Annotated in this window: 16 protein-coding genes and 1 pseudogene; 14 read left to right on the forward strand and 3 right to left on the reverse strand. The window is 68.0% G+C overall.

The window, feature by feature from the left end; genetic code table 11:
- The 4 genes from OXU32_04480 to gyrB all read left to right on the forward strand — a co-directional run bounded on the left by OXU32_04480 (position 1) and on the right by gyrB (position 5,077).
- On the forward strand, positions 1-1,116 hold the full coding sequence (locus OXU32_04480; protein MDE0073226.1) for a DNA replication/repair protein RecF: 1,116 nt from the start codon (positions 1-3) through the stop codon (positions 1,114-1,116).
- A complete protein-coding gene (locus tag OXU32_04485) occupies positions 1,113-1,574 on the forward strand; it encodes a DUF721 domain-containing protein (GenBank protein MDE0073227.1) in 462 nt (153 codons plus the stop codon). The genes OXU32_04480 and OXU32_04485 overlap by 4 nt, the downstream gene beginning before the upstream one ends.
- Positions 1,568-2,905: a hypothetical protein gene (locus tag OXU32_04490; GenBank protein ID MDE0073228.1), complete on the forward strand. Its 1,338-nt coding sequence runs from the start codon at positions 1,568-1,570 to the stop codon at positions 2,903-2,905. Before OXU32_04485 ends, OXU32_04490 begins: the two co-directional genes overlap by 7 nt.
- A 210-nt stretch (positions 2,906-3,115) precedes the next feature.
- On the forward strand, positions 3,116-5,077 hold the full coding sequence (gene gyrB / locus OXU32_04495; protein ID MDE0073229.1) for a DNA topoisomerase (ATP-hydrolyzing) subunit B: 1,962 nt from the start codon (positions 3,116-3,118) through the stop codon (positions 5,075-5,077).
- A 131-nt stretch (positions 5,078-5,208) separates the two neighbouring features.
- On the opposite strand, the gene OXU32_04500 is transcribed toward gyrB, so the two are convergent.
- Complete coding sequence (locus OXU32_04500) at positions 5,209-6,021, reverse strand: MerR family transcriptional regulator (protein MDE0073230.1); 813 nt, start codon at positions 6,019-6,021, stop codon at positions 5,209-5,211.
- A gap of 42 nt (positions 6,022-6,063) precedes the next feature.
- Entirely contained in the window at positions 6,064-6,300 is a 237-nt protein-coding gene (locus OXU32_04505) for a hypothetical protein (GenBank protein ID MDE0073231.1), read from the reverse strand.
- 183 nt (positions 6,301-6,483) lie between these two features.
- On the opposite strand from OXU32_04505, the gene OXU32_04510 reads away from it, so the two are divergent.
- The 3 genes from OXU32_04510 (at position 6,484) to OXU32_04520 (ending at position 9,261) form a co-directional block, all read left to right on the forward strand.
- Positions 6,484-8,013 (forward strand): solute:sodium symporter family transporter, encoded by a 1,530-nt coding sequence (locus tag OXU32_04510; protein MDE0073232.1) that lies wholly within the window; start codon positions 6,484-6,486, stop codon positions 8,011-8,013.
- Between the two features lie 133 nt (positions 8,014-8,146).
- Positions 8,147-8,737 carry a nuclear transport factor 2 family protein gene (locus tag OXU32_04515; GenBank protein MDE0073233.1) on the forward strand — a complete coding sequence of 197 codons (591 nt, stop codon included), beginning with the start codon at positions 8,147-8,149 and terminating at the stop codon, positions 8,735-8,737.
- Complete coding sequence (locus OXU32_04520) at positions 8,734-9,261, forward strand: hypothetical protein (GenBank protein MDE0073234.1); 528 nt, start codon at positions 8,734-8,736, stop codon at positions 9,259-9,261. The genes OXU32_04515 and OXU32_04520 overlap by 4 nt, the downstream gene beginning before the upstream one ends.
- 23 nt (positions 9,262-9,284) lie before the next feature.
- On the opposite strand, the pseudogene OXU32_04525 reads toward OXU32_04520, so the two are convergent.
- Positions 9,285-9,359: pseudogene (locus OXU32_04525) on the reverse strand (HEPN domain-containing protein).
- A gap of 64 nt (positions 9,360-9,423) precedes the next feature.
- Between OXU32_04525 and OXU32_04530 the strand changes: the two are divergent.
- From OXU32_04530 to OXU32_04560, 7 genes are all read left to right on the forward strand, one after another.
- Entirely contained in the window at positions 9,424-9,765 is a 342-nt protein-coding gene (locus OXU32_04530; GenBank protein MDE0073235.1) for a helix-turn-helix transcriptional regulator, read from the forward strand.
- Positions 9,758-10,489 (forward strand): hypothetical protein, encoded by a 732-nt coding sequence (locus OXU32_04535; protein ID MDE0073236.1) that lies wholly within the window; start codon positions 9,758-9,760, stop codon positions 10,487-10,489. The genes OXU32_04530 and OXU32_04535 overlap by 8 nt, the downstream gene beginning before the upstream one ends.
- Before the next feature lie 15 nt (positions 10,490-10,504).
- On the forward strand, positions 10,505-11,161 hold the full coding sequence (locus tag OXU32_04540; protein ID MDE0073237.1) for a hypothetical protein: 657 nt from the start codon (positions 10,505-10,507) through the stop codon (positions 11,159-11,161).
- A 111-nt stretch (positions 11,162-11,272) separates the two neighbouring features.
- Positions 11,273-12,796 carry a DUF222 domain-containing protein gene (locus OXU32_04545; GenBank protein ID MDE0073238.1) on the forward strand — a complete coding sequence of 508 codons (1,524 nt, stop codon included), beginning with the start codon at positions 11,273-11,275 and terminating at the stop codon, positions 12,794-12,796.
- A 164-nt stretch (positions 12,797-12,960) separates the two neighbouring features.
- Positions 12,961-15,351, forward strand: a complete 2,391-nt coding sequence (locus OXU32_04550) for a prolyl oligopeptidase family serine peptidase (protein MDE0073239.1) — start codon at positions 12,961-12,963, stop codon at positions 15,349-15,351.
- A gap of 52 nt (positions 15,352-15,403) precedes the next feature.
- Positions 15,404-16,264, forward strand: a complete 861-nt coding sequence (locus OXU32_04555; protein MDE0073240.1) for an SDR family NAD(P)-dependent oxidoreductase — start codon at positions 15,404-15,406, stop codon at positions 16,262-16,264.
- 43 nt (positions 16,265-16,307) lie between these two features.
- Positions 16,308-16,525: hypothetical protein (locus OXU32_04560; GenBank protein ID MDE0073241.1), on the forward strand; the 218-nt coding region annotated here is incomplete at its 3' end.

Raw genomic sequence — 16,525 nt, forward strand, 5'->3', positions numbered from 1 at the left:
GTGCGCCTGAGCCGGATTTCCCTGTATCACTTCCGCAACCTCGGCGAGCAGGAACTGGAGTTTCCGCCCGAGGGCGTCGCCATCGTGGGCCCCAACGCGCACGGCAAGACCAACCTGCTGGAGGCCATCTACTATCTTGAGACGTTCCGTTCGTTCCGCGCGGCGAAGGACGAGCAGCTGACGGCCTTCGGGCAGCCCGTCTTCCGTCTGGCCGGCCGCTTTGCGGGGGAGGGCGAACAGGTGGAGGTGACGGCAGCCTTCCAGCGCGCCGGACCGCGCAAGAAGGTGACCGTCGACGGACACGAGCCCGACCGCCTGGGCGACGCCCTGGGACGCACGGCCGCCGTCGTTTTCGCTCCCTCGGACGTGAAGGTGGTGGCCGGGGGACCCGCCGAACGGCGCAGATTCCTCGACATCGTGCTCTCGCTGGCGTCGCCGGGTTACCTGCGCGCGCTTCAGCAGTACCGGCTCGTGCTCGCCCAGCGCAACGCGGCGCTCAGGGCGCGAAGCGACCGCGCGGCCGTGGCCGCCTGGGACGACCCGCTCACGTCGCTCGGCGCGAGGGTCATGGGCGCGCGGCGCGACTGGATCGCGGGCTCGGCGGAGACATTCCGCGCCCTGTACCGTGAGATCTCCGGTGGGAGGTCCGCGCACATGTCCTACCAGCCCTCCGTAGCCGACGCGGTGGAGGCGGAGGCCGGAGATCTGCCGGAGCGGTTCGCGCGGGCCCTGGAGCGTTCGCGTGGCCGCGAGAGGAGGCTTGCGACCACGGTGGTCGGGCCGCACCGCGACGAGATGGGGATTAGCCTCGCGGCCGACTCGGGGGACCTCGATCTCCGCACCTTCGGCTCCGGGGGCCAGCAGCGCACCGGGGCGCTTTCCCTTCGCCTCACCGAGGCCGCCACCGTGCGCGAGGTGCGCGGGAAGACGCCCATCCTCCTGCTGGACGACGTGTTCTCGGAGTTGGACGAGGGCCGGTCGCGGCGCATCCTGGACCTCATCGAGGAGAATCTGCGCCATCAGGTGATCCTCACCGCGCCCAGGGAGGCGGATATCCAGGTGCGGCGTGAATCGCTCCCGCGCTGGCGCGTCGAGAACGGAGTGTTCAGCACGTGAGCGAGACCCGCGAGGAGATCGCGCGCATCCTGGCCGGCCGAAGCCGCGCGGCCCGTGCGGGCGGCGAACGGGAGGGAGCCGCCGAGGGAGTGCCGGGCCCGTCGAGGCCGAGCGTGTACCGGGCGGGCGCCGCCGGTTCCACGCCGCGGGGTCCGGAGAAGGTCGGAGACGTTCTCGAGCGTGTGCTCCGGCGCCGGGGGCTCGCCAGAGAGATGGAGTATCAGAAGCTGCTGGAGGACTGGCCCCGGCTGGTTGGCCCGGGTCTGGCGCGCATGACCCGGGCGCGCTCGGTCAGGGACGGCGTGCTGGTCGTGGAGGTTCCGTCGTCGTCGTGGGCCATGGAGCTCAACCTGCGCAGGCGGCAGATCATGGCGCGCCTGAACGCGGGCCGGAGCGTTCGCATCAAGCGGGTGATGTTCGTGCTCTCCGCCGGTGATGACGAGGCGGGTGGATGGTGAAGCGGGGATTCTTTCGCCGCGCCGCGCGATGGTTTCTCGTCGCGGCGGGGATCTACTTCGCGGCCGCCTATGCCGGTGCGCGCCTGGACTGGGTGGCGATGGAGGAGGGGAGCGCCCACCCCGCCCCGCCCCCCTCCCCGTCGACCCGGGTGGCCGGCGCGCTCCACGTGCACACGCGCCGCTCGCACGACGCGATCGGGACCGAAGCCGAGCTGGCGCGGGCGGCGCGCGCGGCCGGGCTGGACTTCGTCTTCCTCGCCGACCACAGGGACGCCGGCTCGCCCTCGGCCGAGTGGGAACGCACCGCCGCGTGGGAGGAGGGCGTGCTGCTGGTCCGCGGCCAGGAGATCCGCGTGGAAGGGGTCGGCAAGGTGCTGGTCGACCGCGTGGACACGGCCGTGGTGTCGTGGACGGGCGGGATGGAGAGCTTCCTCGCCCGGGTGGAGCGCGATTCGGCCTTCACGGTGGTGGCGCACCCGCGCGGCCGGCCCGGGGACGCGTGGCGCCCGTCCGGCGCGCCCGGCATGGCCGCCTGGGAGGTGTTCGACTTCGCGGACGTGGCACGGCGGCGGCTGGCCAGCCCGAGCGTGGTCTACCACCTGGTGGCGCTGGCGGGCGGGGAGCTGACCGGCCGCGCCGAGCACAGTTGGCTGCGGCTCTACCGGGACGGGTTCCGGAGCCCCGGGGTGGCAGCCTTCGATTCCCTGTGGACGGGCGGCGGACAGGGACGGGCGGCTGCGCCGGGTCGGCCGGGTCCCACCGCGCTCGACCGTCCCGGCCCCACCGCGGTCGGGGGGCTGGACATGCACCCCAAGGTCCGGCTCCCGGGGGGGAGGCTCTTCCCGGACTACGCATCCTCGCTGCGCACCATGATCAACCACGTTGCGCTCGACGGGCCGCCGGGTCTCGACCCCGTGGCGGCCGCCCGCTCGCTGGGGGCGGCGATCCGGCGGGGCGACGTGTTCGTGTCGTTCGGCGACACGGAAGGGGCGCGCGGGTTCCGGGTGGGCGTGGCCGCGCCCGGGAGTGGAGCGGATGCTCCCGCCGCCGCCTACATCCCTCCCGGCGAAGTGACCCCCATGACGGCGGGCCTCCGCCTGGAGGCCGGCTTCGCGACCGATCCGGGACGGGTCGCCTACCGGGTCGTGCGCGACGGCCGGGAGGTGGGGTGGTGGCGGGGCCCCGGCCTGCGCCGGGCCGTGGACGGACCCGGAGCCTACCGGGTCGAGCTTTACAGGTATTCGGCCCGCGTGGGCCGGCTGGTGTGGAACCTGCGCCCCTGGATCTTCGCCAATCCCGTGCTTGTGCGGCCATCGTCCGGAGGCGGCTGACCGCGACCAGTCGATGCGGCCGCGTTTGCCGGTCCCCGCGGTCCCCGCGCGCACGGCGAAGAGCACGTGGCCGCCATGCTCCGGCGCCACCCCTCACGGCCTCTCCGGACATGGCCGAAAACGCTGAAAAATGCTAGATTACAACGTCTTGAAGGTCGTCACCTGCGGTAGTCCGCCGCGCCCCGCATTACCCCCTCCGAAAGGCACCGTATGACCGAGGAAAACGCGACGAACAACACCGAGTACACGGCCAGACAAATCCAGGTATTGAAGGGGCTGTCCGCCGTTCGCAAGCGGCCCGGCATGTACATCGGATCGACTTCGGCGCGGGGCCTTCACCATCTCGTCTACGAAGTCGTGGACAACTCCATCGACGAAGCGATGGCGGGGTTCTGCACGCGCGTCGATGTCCGCATCCATGCCGACAATTCGGTGACCGTCATCGACGACGGGCGCGGCATCCCGGTCGACATCCACCCGGTCGAGGGCATGCCCGGGGTCGAGGTGGCCATGACCACGCTTCACGCGGGCGGGAAGTTCGACAAGGACACCTACAAGGTTTCGGGCGGACTTCACGGCGTCGGCGTCAGCGTCGTGAACGCCCTCTCCGAGCAGCTCGATGTCGAGGTCAAGCGGGACGGCAAGCTTTACCGCCAGAGCTACGCACGCGGCGAGAAGCAGACCGACCTGGAGGTCGTCGGCCCGGCGGAGGGAAGCGGCACGCGCGTCACCTTCAAGCCGGACCCCGAGGTCCTCACCGAGCTCCGCTTCAACTTCGACACTCTGTCGGGGCGCCTGCGCGAGATGGCCTTCCTCAACCGCGGACTGCGCATCAGCCTGCGCGACGAACGTGGATCGGGGGACGGGGCGCCGGATCCCGGACAGTACGAGGAGGAGGTCTACCAGTACGAAGGAGGTCTGGTCGAGTACGTGGCCTTCCTGCGCGGATCGCGCCAGCCGGTGCACCCCGAGGTGTGCTCGTTCGAGGTGAGCCGCGAGGAGGCCGAGATCGAGCTGGCCCTCCAGTACGACTCCGGCTTCTCGGAGAACACGCACACCTTCGTGAACAACATCAACACGCACGAAGGCGGCACCCACCTCACCGGCCTCAAGGCCGCGCTCACCCGCACCATCAACGACTACGCGCGCCGCAACAAACTCTTCAAGAAGGCCGACGAGAGCCTCTCCGGCGACGATGTGCGAGAAGGGCTCACCTGCGTCCTCAGCGTCAAGGTGCGCGAGCCCCAGTTCGAGGGCCAGACCAAGACCAAGCTCGGCAACTCCGAGGTGCGCGGCGCCGTCGAGATGACCGTCAACGAGCACCTGCAGATCTTTCTGGAGGAGCATCCCAGGGCCGCCAAGGCCATCATCCAGAAGTCGCTGCAGGCGGCGCGCGCCCGCGAGGCCGCACGCAAGGCCCGCGACCTGGCGCGCAAGAAGAACGCGCTCGAGGGGGGCATCCTCCCCGGCAAGCTCGCCGACTGCTCGCTCTCGGATCCCGCGATGACCGAACTTTACCTCGTGGAGGGAGACTCCGCGGGCGGGTCCGCCAAGCAGGGCAGGGACCGCCAGTACCAGGCCATCCTGCCGCTGAAGGGCAAGATCCTGAACGTGGAGCGTGCGCGCATCGACAAGATCCTCTCGAACGACGAGATCCGCGCCATCATCACCGCCATCGGCGCCGGAATCCACGAGGATTTCAATATCGACAAGGCGCGCTATCACAAGATCATCATCATGACCGACGCGGACGTGGACGGAGCGCACATCCGCACCCTCCTGCTGACCTTCTTCTTCCGCCAGATGAAGGGGTTGATCGACCAGGGTTACGTCTACATCGCCCAGCCGCCCCTCTACCGTGTCGCCAAGGGCAAGCGCGAGTTCTACGCCTACTCCGAGGAGCAGCGCGAGGAGTACATCCAGCGATTCTCCAACGGCAAGGAAGCGGCCAAGGGCGTCGGCATCCAGCGCTACAAGGGGCTCGGCGAGATGAACCCGGATCAGTTGTGGCGCACCACCATGGATCCCGAGGCGCGCACCATCCTGCGCGTGGACATCGACAACGCCAGCATGGCCGCGGATCTCTTCGACCGCCTCATGGGCGAAAACGTGCAGCCCCGCCGCGAGTTCATCGAAAGGAACGCCAGGTACGTCAAGAACCTGGACGTGTAGCGCAGTCGGCGGTTATCCGCGGCTCCCCGCCCGCGGCCAACTACCCATCGTCCAGCAGCGCCAGCAGATCGTCCCGCCGGGGCATCGTCTCGAATCCACCAGGCGGAGGTGGTCTCGAAGACGGCTTCAGACTACGGAACGTTTCTCCGTCGCGCCGCATTCGCGAGGATCGCCTCCCGGAAGAACGATGCCAGCCCTTCTCCGCGCTTCTCGAAGTACTCCGTGAATCGCGGATCGGCGACGTACATGTCCGCCAGGCCCGCGTGCATTGCGTGGCTGCACGGGTAGAACCAGCGGTCGATGTGGCAACGGTGTTCCTCGGCGAGCCCTCTGGCGGCCCTGCTTGCGGCGTGGGCTCCCTCCTCCAGCAGCCCGGCGAGGCGGGCCATCACGTCCTCGCCCTCGACCTTGATCCGCGTCCAGTCGTCCTTCGAATAGCGCCGCGTGCGCCGCATCGACTCCTTGTAGGCGTCCGTCCCGCCCCAACGCTCGCGGGCCTCGTCCTCGTACTGCTCGTGGTCGAAGTCCTCCAACCCCTCGAACATCTGTTCCTTCGCCATCGGTCTCTCCTCCCACATCGCCTCGAGCGCGCGGTCTACGCCCGCGATGATTCTCTCTGGACGGTGTTGTCGCTCGCGCAGCAGTTCGCGCTGGGCGATGAGCGCGCGCCGCTGGTCGTACGCCCCCGCGTCCAGCATCTGCCCGATCGCGTCCAGCCCGAACCCCAGTTCACGCAGCAGCAGGATCTGCCGCAGCCGCTCCAGGTCCTCGTAGCCGTAGAGCCGGTAGCCGTTCTCGGACCGCCGGGACGGGACCAGCAGCCCGATCCGGTCGTAGTGGTGCAGGGTGCGTACGGTGACCTTGGCCAAGGCGGTGACCTCGCCCACGGTGTGGAGTTCATCGCCGGAGCGATGGTCTGTGGGCGGCAGCGTTTCGGTGTTCATGGAGGGGAAGCTAAACCCTGACGTTACGTCAGGGTCAAGGGCCTACCAGTCCTCTTCAGGCTCGTCCCAGGTCTGGGCCCAGAACTCGTCCTCTTCGGCCCGCGCTTGCTCCAGGTCGACCGGCTCGACATCCTCCGCGTCTACGCGGCCGACCGTCTCGATTTGACGGACGATCTCATCCGTCACCCTGCTCCGCGTCTGGTGACGAAGCCGGTGCCGGACCCGCCAGCCTGCCACGGCCACGAGCACCGCGAGCGCCACGAACAGATATCCGGTCACCGCTCTGGAGGCTCCTTGTTCAAAGAGAGATTAGCGGACTTTCCAAGCCGGTCATAGCCAGTCTTAGCCACAGCGAGATAATTGGTCAACGATGGCTGAATTGGCGCCGATCCACTTGCATAAGCGCCGCAGACACCTAACCTCGAACCATAGCGATCCCATGCCGCAACCGGAGCCCCGGGCATGACCTTCCAACCCCTCGACCTCGCCGCCTTTGCGGGCTTTCTTGCCCTCGTGGTCGGGGTGTCGCTGTATGCCTCGCGCGGCAGGCACGACGCGGCGGGATACTTTCTCGCGGGCCGCAATCTGCCGTGGTGGCTGATCGGTTTCTCGCTGATCGCGTCCAACATCTCCACGGAGCACTTCGTGGGCATGGCGGGCCGCGGGTACGATCTCGGGCTGGCCATCGCCAGCTACGAGTGGATGGCCGCGGTCACGCTCGTGCTGGTGGGCCTGTTCTTCCTGCCGCGCTTTCTCCAGGCCGGCATCTACACCATTCCGGAGTTCCTGGAATACCGTTACGACGCGCGCACGCGCACGCTCATGGCGGCCTACATCATGGCGGCCTATGTCCTGGTGGCCCTGGCCACGGTGCTTTACTCGGGGGCGCTGGCCCTGGAATCCATCTTCGGGCTGGACATCGGGGCGGGCATCTGGCTGATCGGGATTCTGGCCGGCGGCTACACCATCTACGGGGGCCTGAAGGCCGTCGTGTGGTCGGACCTCATCCAGAGCGTGGCGCTGCTTCTGGGCGGCGTTCTCGTGACGGTGCTCGGCTTTCGCGCGATCGGGGGCGTGGAGCCCTTTCTCGCGGCGGCCGAGGGCAAGCTGCACACCGTTCTCCCGTGGAACCACCCCGAGATGCCGTGGCTGGCGGTCTTCATCGGCGGACTCTGGATCCCCAACATCTTCTACTGGGGGCTGAACCAGTTCATCACCCAGCGGACGCTGGCCGCGCGCAGCCTGGCGGACGCGCAGCGCGGCATCTTCCTGGCCGGCTTCATCAAGCTGCTCATCCCCTTCATCATCGTCTTTCCGGGGATCATGGCCGCGGAGCTGTTCGCCGACCAGGTGACGAATCCGGATCAGGCGTATCCGGTGATGATGCGCGAGCTACTGCCCGCGGGGCTGACCGGGCTCATGTTCGCGGCGCTCTTCGGGGCGGTGATGAGCTCCCTCGACTCGATGCTCAATTCGGCCGCGACCATCTTCAGCGTCGACATCTACAAGCGGCACCTGCGCCCGCGGGCTTCGTCGCGGAGGCTCATGACTGTCGGTCGGGTGGCGACGGCGGTCCTGGCGCTGATCGGGTGCCTGTGGGCGCCGCTGGTTGCACGGGCGGGGAGCGTGTTCGAGTACATCCAGATGTTCTGGGGATTCATCTCGCCGGGGATCGTGGCCGCCTTCCTGTTCGGTCTGTTCGTGCCCCGGACGCCGCCGCGGGCGGCCTTCGGCGGAATGGTCCTGGGGGTGCCGGTGTACGGCCTGCTGCTCTGGCTGCTTCCGGAAGTCGCGTTCCTGCATCACATGGCGATCACCTTCCTCGTGATCTGCGCGTTCATGCTGGCGGTGACGCGGGCCCGTCCGCTCACGGAGGAGCGCACGCTGCCGCGATCCGCAGCGGCGGTGGATCTGACGCCGGCGTCCGGCGGGCGCCTGTGGGCCGGAGGCGTCATTGCCGGGGCGGCTGCTCTGTACATCGTCTTCTGGTAGGCGCGCCGCCGACGCCAGTCGTTTGCCCCGGCCTCACGGGCTGCGAGCCGGGCACGCCGGCAATACGTTGCAGGACCATGCATCGACCCTGCGAGAGGCCGATTCCCCGCCATCTTCCGGGAGGAACCATATCGTGATCCGCAACACCGCTGTTTCCGTCCTCGCAGTCATCGCGCTTGCCGCTTGCGGCACTTCCGGCAACGAAATGGGCGAGGGCCCCGAGGCCGGGACCATGATGTCGGCCGCCGACGGGGGCGCGCCCGTCGCCCAAGCCATGCCATCCACGGACCACATGCCTTCGGATGCCGACCGGGCGGCGATTCTGGCGACCGTCCAGTCGCTCTTCGACGCGCTCGGCGAACGGGACACGGAGTTGCTGACCGCCATCCTGCATCCCGACATCCTGATGCACTCGGTGGAGCGATCGGCTGCGGGGGAACGGTCCGCGTCGACATCCACGCTTGATGGTATGGTCGCGCGCCTCGAAGCCGACGGCCCGCGCATGACCGAGCGCATGTGGGATCCCGAAGTGCGCATCAGCGGCGACCTGGCGACGGTCTGGACGCCGTACGACTTCTACGTCGGAGAGGACCTGAGCCACTGCGGCGCCGACGCCTTCATCCTCATGCGCGACGGCGGCGACTGGCAGATCACTTCGCTCTCGTGGACCCGGCTTCAGCCTCCGGAGTGCGAACTGCACCCGGACGGGCCGCCGGGTTCGTGAATTCATCCCGTTGGCGGCGGGTGCTGGTTGCCGGCTGGCTGCTGTTCGCGGTTTCGTTCCTGCTGCCGGCACTGTCCGGGATACCGGATCGCCACCGCATAACGGTCCCGCCTCCCCCTCCTCCTCTCCCGTCTGCCGCCTCGTCGATCATGCCCGAGGCGGGTGCGGTCTCCGGTTCGGCCGGTTCGCTCATGGCGCAGCGCACCAACCTCACGCCCGGCTGGGAAGCCTTCCTGTATGCGCTTTTTGGCTGGGGCGGCATCCTCGGGATAACCAGCGCGCTCACCAACCTGCTCATGGTGGCCACTGCCTTTCATGGAAAGTGGTCCGCGCGCGAGAGGTGGCCCGTGATCGTCCTGGCCGCCGCTGCGGTGTTCAACCTGGGGTACTGGCTGTGGTGGGTCGCCGACGACGGGGGGTCCACGCTTGAGATCGGCTACTACGTGTGGGTGGCGTCCTTCGCGTGCGCGACCGTCGCATTCAGGCTGCGCGCGCAGAAGGGGACTATTCCCACCTCCGAATGATGGGCCATGGCCTCGTGACCCTAGGCCATGTGGAGCGCCTTGACCGCCTTTTCCGCCGCCTGATGCGCCGCGAAACAGGCCCAGTCATGCCTGCCGTTTGCAGGGGTCGCCGATACCTTGTAATATAGGGTATATAGCACTTCATGGTATTGGAGCGATCGGATGAAGAAGCCGGTGTACAAGGAGCTCGTGGCTGCTTCGTCGCGCCCCATGGTGCTCTCGATCCTGGCGGGCGACGAGAGCTACGGCTACGAGATCCTCAAGCAGGTGAAGGTGCTCTCCGGCGGAGAACTCGAGTGGTCGGACGGGATGCTCTACCCGCTGCTCCATCGGCTTGAACGCGATGGCTTGATCGCGGGCCGCTGGGAACTCACCGACGAGGGACGGCGGCGCAAGTACTACCGGCTGACCGTCCGCGGCAAGAGCCAGTTGGCGCGCGACCGGGTGAGTTGGCGGGCGGTGCACGGAGCCCTCGAGATGTCCTGGGGAGGCGGTCATGTGTGAACTGGACAGGGAAATCCGACGTTGGCGGCGGCAGGAGATCCGGAGGTCGTCGCTGTCCCCGCGCGAACTCGACGAGCTCGAGGATCATCTGAGGGCGCGAGTGGAACTGGAATTGGAACTCGATACCGCACGCTCGCCGCAACAGGCCTTCGCGCTCGCTTGGGATGAACTCGGCGGCGGGCGAGCGCTGTCCTGCGAGTTTGCGAGGGCGGGAAGGCCGAGGTGGCGAGGCCTGATGGCGGTCGCCGGGGTGTTGTTCGGGGCCTCCTTTTTTTTGCCGGTCATCGTAGCCGAGCTCCAGACCGCGGATGGGATGGTGCCCCGCTACGGGTACGAGGCGGTCTTGCGCCTGCTCGCCGACGGCGAACTTTCGTCAACACTCCTGGCGCTGGGTCCCAATTTGTTGATGGTCGTGGCTCTGGTCGGGGGTCTCGGCTCGGACCGATCTCAGGGTCGCTGGCTGCGGGGAATCGTCGGACTGGCGGGTCTTGCGTTACTGCTGATCGGGGTCACGAATCTCCTCTGGCCTGCTTCCGTCTCGTTGAATGGTGGTCCGCCGTTCCATTGGCCAGCGCCAAACCCGGTAACGAGCACCGTCCACTACCTCGCCGATCTGGGCATCGGATACTGGGCGTGGGCGCTCTCGTTCGCCTGCGCGACTGCTGGCCTGTGGATCCGCGACCGCGAGTGGGCGTCGGCGGAGCCGCGCCGGGCATCCGCCTAGCGACGGGAGCAGATCATGTTCGACCTGGACCAGGAGGTTCAGCGCTGGCGGGAGCACCAGATCCGGAGGTCGTCCCTATCCCTGCGCGAACTGGATGAGTTGGAAGACCACCTGCGGATTCGCGTCGATCTGGAGCTGGAGCTGGACCAGCGGCTGACCCCGGCGCGGGCCTTCGCGATCGCGCGCGACGAATTGGGAGAGACTTCTGTCCTGTCGAGGGAGTTCGCGAGGGCCGGCGCGCTCAGGTGGCGCCGCGCCCTGGTGTTCGGATGGGCGCTGTTCGCACTGTCGTTCCTGCTTCCGGCGCTCCGATTCGAATTCACCCGCGAGTCCGTTCAGGTGTTGTCACTGACGGGATACGAGGTCTTCTGGGCAGCTGTCACCGAAGGTGGGTTTCGCCACGCGCTCTGCAACCTGGCGATGCTGCTGACGTTGCCGGCGCTTTGGCGGGGACGAGTCCGTGGTGGACGATGGCTGGCCGGGGGCATCGGCCTGATGGGGTTGTACCTCCTTGAAACGGACCTCTCGTTGCCGCGCAGCAGCGCGGGTTTTTCGGCCTCGCTCCAAGGCGGGTATTTCGTCTGGGCGGCCTCGTTCGTCTGCGCCGCAGTCGGTCTTTGGCTGCGAGCGCGTGACTGGGTGCCGACGACAGCGGAAAGACCCGAGGCCTAGGCCCGAGGTGGGAAGAGGATTTCGACAGCAACCCGAACAAATACCGAATATTGGTGTATAAGGAGGTGAGCCAGTAACCGATCATCCCAGAGCCCCCGGAATCAGACGACCATGTCCACTGCCGCCCCCGCTCCAGCCGCACTTGCCCCGGTTCCTTCTTCGCCCACCCGTTCCCCCTCAGGCCAGCCCGCCGCGAGCGCGCTCGTTCCACCCGCGCCTGCTTCGGTCACGCCCATCTCCAGAGGGCTCAGGCCCGACCTCGATCCGCTCGGCGACGAGATCGCTCTTCTCTGCGCCCACATCACCGCGGCCACGTACCGGCTCCTCTGCCTGCTGAGGGTCTACGAGGAAGAGGAACGCTGGCAGGGATTCCGCTCCTGCGCCCACTGGCTCTCCTGGCGCACCGGCATTTCGCTCGGTCCCGCCCGCGAGAAGATGCGCGTCGCCCGTTGCCTCCCGTCCCTGTCCTTGATTCCCGAAGCCTTCGCCAAGGGAGAACTCTCGTACTCGAAGGTGCGGGCCCTGACCCGCATCGCCAACCCGGAAAACGAAGAGAAACTCCTCGACTTCGCGCGCCACGGCACCACCGCGCACGTGGAGCGCATGGTGCGCCATTGGCGCCGCCTGGACCGGGGCGACTCGTCGGAGGTCGCCCGTGCGGAGCGCCGCGGCCTCTCGGTGTGGCTCACCGACGAGGGCAGCTACGAAGTGCGGGGCCGGCTCAACCCGGAGGTGGGCGCGCTGCTCGTCAAGGCGCTCGAGGTAGCGGAAGGCCGGCTCTACCGCGCCGAGCGCAGCGCCGAGACCGAGCACCTGACCACGCCGGTACAACGCCGGGCCGACACCCTGGGGCTGTGGCTCGAGGAGCGCGTGCAGCCTCAGGTGCAGCTCGTGGTGCACTCGTTCAAAGGGGAGCAGCATCAGGAGCGGAAGGAGCATCAGGAGCACCAGAAGCGCGAGGAGCAGGAGCAGGAAGTGTCGGCCCTGCTGGTCACTGAAGAGGGCTGTGGCGTTTCAGCTGAAACGTCTTCGCGGCTCGCGTGCGACGCCGAGGTCGTGCCCATCGCGCGTGCGGACGACGGCTCCGTGCTGGATGTCGGGCGCCGCCGGAGGACCGTGGGCTGGCGCCTGCGCAAGGCCCTGGAGGCCCGCGACGGCGGGTGCCGCTTCCCGGGATGCGACTCACGCGCGCGCACCCACGCCCATCACATCACGCCGTGGGCCGAGGGCGGAGAGACGGCGATGAACAACCTGGTGCTCGTGTGTCCCTTCCACCACCGCGCGGCCCACGAAGGGGGCTGGCGGGTGGAGATGGGCGAGTGGGGAGTCCCGCGCTTCCTCAACCCGTTGCGCACTCCAGTGCCAGTGGTGCCCGCCTCCCCGGACATCGGCGGCCTGGTGCCCCGCGACGCCGCGAGGGCACGTCCGATGTCTTCGCGCGCGTTCCCGGTGTCTTCCACCCCGGACTTCGGTCTGGGTCGCTGGCACGGCCAGGACGGCATCGACGCCTGGACCGGGGACTCGCTGTGGACGGGCGAACGCATCGACTGGGGCTATGCGATGTTGTGCCTTTGGGGGGATGGGAGTGAGGGAGGACACACCAGCCAACAGGTGAGTTCAGCGGCCGCGAGTTGATCGCGGTGTAGTGGCAGCCGCTCGTGGACTCCGCCCGGGCACCTCCGGAACTCCGTTGTGAGCATGGTCTGGCACGCCTGAGCGCATCCGCTTTCGCGCCTGAGCAGCCAGCACGTACGTTCAAGCTCCGGAACTCGTCTCACCCCTCGGAAGCGATCCCGACCATGAGTATTGCTCGACGCCTCACTGCTTTTCGCAGGCTCTTGGCCCTTCCCTCTTCAATCGTCCGCGCATCCCGCGACGCCGAACGCGCACCCACCGGCCTCGCCGCCGCCTGCGGTGCGGTACTGGTGGCGCTGGCGACCCTGGCGGTCCCTGCGATCGCCGCCGCCCAGCAGGCCTTCACCCCGGAGATCGCCCTCGACGTGCGCACCCCAGGCATCGCGGCGGTGACGGCGGACGGCGCCCGGGTGGCCGTGACGCTCACGTCCCGCCGGGACCGGACCGACGTCGACCACCAGCGCTTCGGCGATCCCACCTACATCTCGCCCGTGTCGACCCGGCTGATGGTGATCGACACGCGGACCGGAGATCCCACCTGGGTTCAGGCCGAACTCGGGCAGCTGCGCGGCTATGCCTGGTCGCCGGACGGAGGGCGGCTGGCCTATTTCATGGTCGAAGACGGTGAGTACCGGCTCCGCATCTTCGACGCGGTCACCAGCGCGAGCAGGACCGTCACGCTGCGCACCGACAAGGAGATCGCGTCCTCCTCGCCGCTGGTGTGGTCGCCGGATGGCGCCCGCGTTCTGCTCGGGCTTCGCCCCGCTGGATGGGCGGAGGAGGCGCGCGCGGCCTTCCACTCCCTCACGGATGCGGCCGTGATCGTGCAGGACTCGCGCAACGACTTCCTGGCCTGGGACCGGGTGAGGAACCTCGCCAACCAGCAGGAGACCGTGCTCGTGTCGGTCGTCGACGGCACGGTGCGCGAGGTTCTCTCCGAGGTGACCCCGGTCGATCCGGGTTTCTCGGAGGACGGATCCTACATCACGTTTTCGACAGCCGCGCGGACGAAGACGTCGTACACTCGCCGGGACGGCACCGAGTACGAACTCTTCCGGCTCGATCTCGCGGCCGGTGGAGATCCGGTCTCGCTCAGGGACACGGGCGAGGAGCGCCTGAACGTAGCCTGGAACGACGCCCGCGACGCCTTCGCGTATGCCGATGAGGGCTCCGTCTTCGTGCGGCGGCTGGACGAGGACGAGGCGGTGGATGTGACGCAGCGTCATCGAGATCTTGCAGACGACTCCGGCGCTGGCGACGCAGCCGGTGCCGGCACAGGCCTCGACAGTCCCGATTCCGACGATGACGAGTCGGATTCCGACGGACTCCGCTTCGCCGTCGAGCGCTGGAATCCGTCCGGCGACCAGCTCCTCCTCAGCTCGCAGGACGCCTGGCACCTCCTCGATCTCGGCAGCGGCAACATGCGTACGCTTCTCGAGCTTGAAGTGGATGAAGACCAGCGCCCGCGCCGCCAGCTCCAGGGGTGGAGAGAGGATGGCCGGTATCTCTACTTCAGCTACTCGGCCCCGGACCGCTGGCAGCGCGGCCTCAAGCGCCTCGACACAGCGTCCGGCGACATCGAAACGCTGATGGTGGATGCCGGCCTCTACCGGTCCTGGAACGTCTCGGAGGATGGCGCGACGCTCGTCTACGCCATGTCGGACGGCGACCACCCCAACGAGATCTGGGTCGCGCGCGGGGACGGGTCGTCACCCCGGCAGCTGACCGACGCGAATCCCGGGCTCGAGGGCGTGGCGCTGACGCGGAGCGAGCTCGTCGAGTACCTGGATGTCGACGGCAACACGCTCTACGGCATCCTGTACTATCCGGCCAACTACGAGCCGGGGCGCGCCTATCCCATGGTGGCGGAGATCTACGAGGAGTACTTCGACAACGGGTTCAACGAGAACATGAACCTGATCACCGCCCAGGGATGGTTCGGGTTCCGGCCCTCGGTCCGCTTCGAGGAGGGCTTCCCCGGCGAGGCCTGGCTGAAGGCGGTGCCCAACGCGATCAACAAGATCATCGAGCGCGGGCTGGTCGACCCGGAGAAGGTGGGCGTGTACGGGCAGAGCTACGGGGGCTACGCGACCAACCTGCTCATCACCCAGACCGACCGGTTTGCAGCGGCCGCCAACGTGTCCGGCAAGGTGAACATCATCTCCTTCCTGGGGGACTCGCCGAAGATCACCACGCGCAACTATGCGGCTGCCGAGGTGGGGCAGGACCGCATCGGGGCGACGCTCTGGGAGCAGCCGCACAAGTACATCGCGCACTCGGCGGTCATGTTCGCCGACCGGATCGAGACGCCGCTGCTGATGCTCTCGGGCGAGGGCGACTGGAACGTGCCGGCCACCAACCAGCGGGAAATGTATTACGCGCTGCGGCGGCTGGGGAAGGAGGTGGTGTGGGTGCACTACACCGCTGGCGGCCACGGCGCCGGGCGCGCGAGCACCGAGGCCGACTTCGTGGACCACTGGCAGCGCATGTTCGACTGGTTCGCCGAGCACTTCGGGGAGGAGCGTGAGCGGAGCGCGGCGCAGGACGGCAGCTGAAGCGCCTGCGCGTCCGCCGAAACCTGTCGTGTCAGAGATAGGGGGACGCCGTATGTCCCGTTCCCTGAAGGGGCAGGTCGCGATCGTGACCGGGGCCAACTCGGGAGTAGGCCGGTCAGCGACCGAAATGCTCCTTCAGGCGGGCGCCCACGTCACGATGGTGTGCCGCAGCCGCGAACGCGGGGAACGGGCGCTGACGGAGTTGGGGGGGAGCGCGGCGGCCGGGCCCCGGATCGAACTCGAGCTCGCGGACCTCTCCCGGCAGGAGGATGTACGCGACCTGGCTGAGCGGCTCGCTGCCCGGCTCCCGGCGATCGACATCCTGGTCAACAACGCCGGCGTCACACGGCCGCATTGCGTGCATTCACCTGAGGGATTCGAGCTCACCTTCGCCACCAACCACCTCGGACACTTCCTGCTCACCCGCCTTCTGCGCGAGCGACTTGAGTCCGGGCGCGGACGAATCGTGAACGTGAGCTCGCGGGGGCACCAGAGCGGGGATCTGCGGCGGGCGGGGCTCGAGGACATCGCGCGCGGACGTGCCTGGGAGGGGGCGCTACAGGCCTACGCCGACTCGAAGCTGGCCAACGTCCTCTTCACCTCCGAGACCGCTCGGCGCTGGGGCACCCGGGGAGTCACGGCCAACGCAGTGCATCCCGGCGTGCTGGCGACGGAGATCTGGAAGAAAACGTCGCTGGCCGCGCGCCTGCTGATCCTTCCCTTCACCTGGTTCATGGCGAGTCCGGATGTGGGCGGGAAGGCCGTGATGAATCTCGTCGAGGACCCCTCCCGGGACAACGTGACAGGCCGGTACTTCCACGTCCAGCGGGAGGAGAGCCCGAGCGCGCAGGCGCGCGACGAAGCGCTGGCGTGCGAATTGTGGGAACGCAGCGTGGAGTGGACGCGCGGCTGATGACCATTAGTTTGTTGGCGACTCACTACCAAAGGAGACCATCATGAGGATCGATGTCAAATGGCGTCAGGAAGGTGACATCGCGATCGCGTCCATCCTCGGTCGCATCGACAGCTTGAGCAGCGATCGCTTCCAGGCCCTGCTGGAGGAGGGGCTCAGTTCCGGTCCCCGGGCCCTGCTAATGGACTTCGAGCGGAAGTACGTCGTCATGCACGCCGATGTTGTCCCGTATCGTTCCATAGTATCCTGTAAAGCCATGTA

It is taken from the genome of Gammaproteobacteria bacterium (genome assembly GCA_028819075.1).
Classification (GTDB): domain Bacteria; phylum Gemmatimonadota; class Gemmatimonadetes; order Longimicrobiales; family Gaopeijiaceae; genus BD2-11.

What these genes read in the sequence shown, in the direction of transcription:
- OXU32_04500 (MDE0073230.1), bottom strand. Translation starts at nt 6,021, where the DNA reads ATGAACACCGAAACGCTGCCGCCCACAGACCATCGCTCCGGCGATGAA.
- OXU32_04555 (MDE0073240.1), top strand. Translation starts at nt 15,404, where the DNA reads ATGTCCCGTTCCCTGAAGGGGCAGGTCGCGATCGTGACCGGGGCCAAC.
- gyrB (MDE0073229.1), top strand. Translation starts at nt 3,116, where the DNA reads ATGACCGAGGAAAACGCGACGAACAACACCGAGTACACGGCCAGACAA.
- OXU32_04535 (MDE0073236.1), top strand. Translation starts at nt 9,758, where the DNA reads ATGTGTGAACTGGACAGGGAAATCCGACGTTGGCGGCGGCAGGAGATC.
- OXU32_04490 (MDE0073228.1), top strand. Translation starts at nt 1,568, where the DNA reads ATGGTGAAGCGGGGATTCTTTCGCCGCGCCGCGCGATGGTTTCTCGTC.
- OXU32_04510 (MDE0073232.1), top strand. Translation starts at nt 6,484, where the DNA reads ATGACCTTCCAACCCCTCGACCTCGCCGCCTTTGCGGGCTTTCTTGCC.
- OXU32_04550 (MDE0073239.1), top strand. Translation starts at nt 12,961, where the DNA reads ATGAGTATTGCTCGACGCCTCACTGCTTTTCGCAGGCTCTTGGCCCTT.
- OXU32_04540 (MDE0073237.1), top strand. Translation starts at nt 10,505, where the DNA reads ATGTTCGACCTGGACCAGGAGGTTCAGCGCTGGCGGGAGCACCAGATC.
- OXU32_04545 (MDE0073238.1), top strand. Translation starts at nt 11,273, where the DNA reads ATGTCCACTGCCGCCCCCGCTCCAGCCGCACTTGCCCCGGTTCCTTCT.
- OXU32_04530 (MDE0073235.1), top strand. Translation starts at nt 9,424, where the DNA reads ATGAAGAAGCCGGTGTACAAGGAGCTCGTGGCTGCTTCGTCGCGCCCC.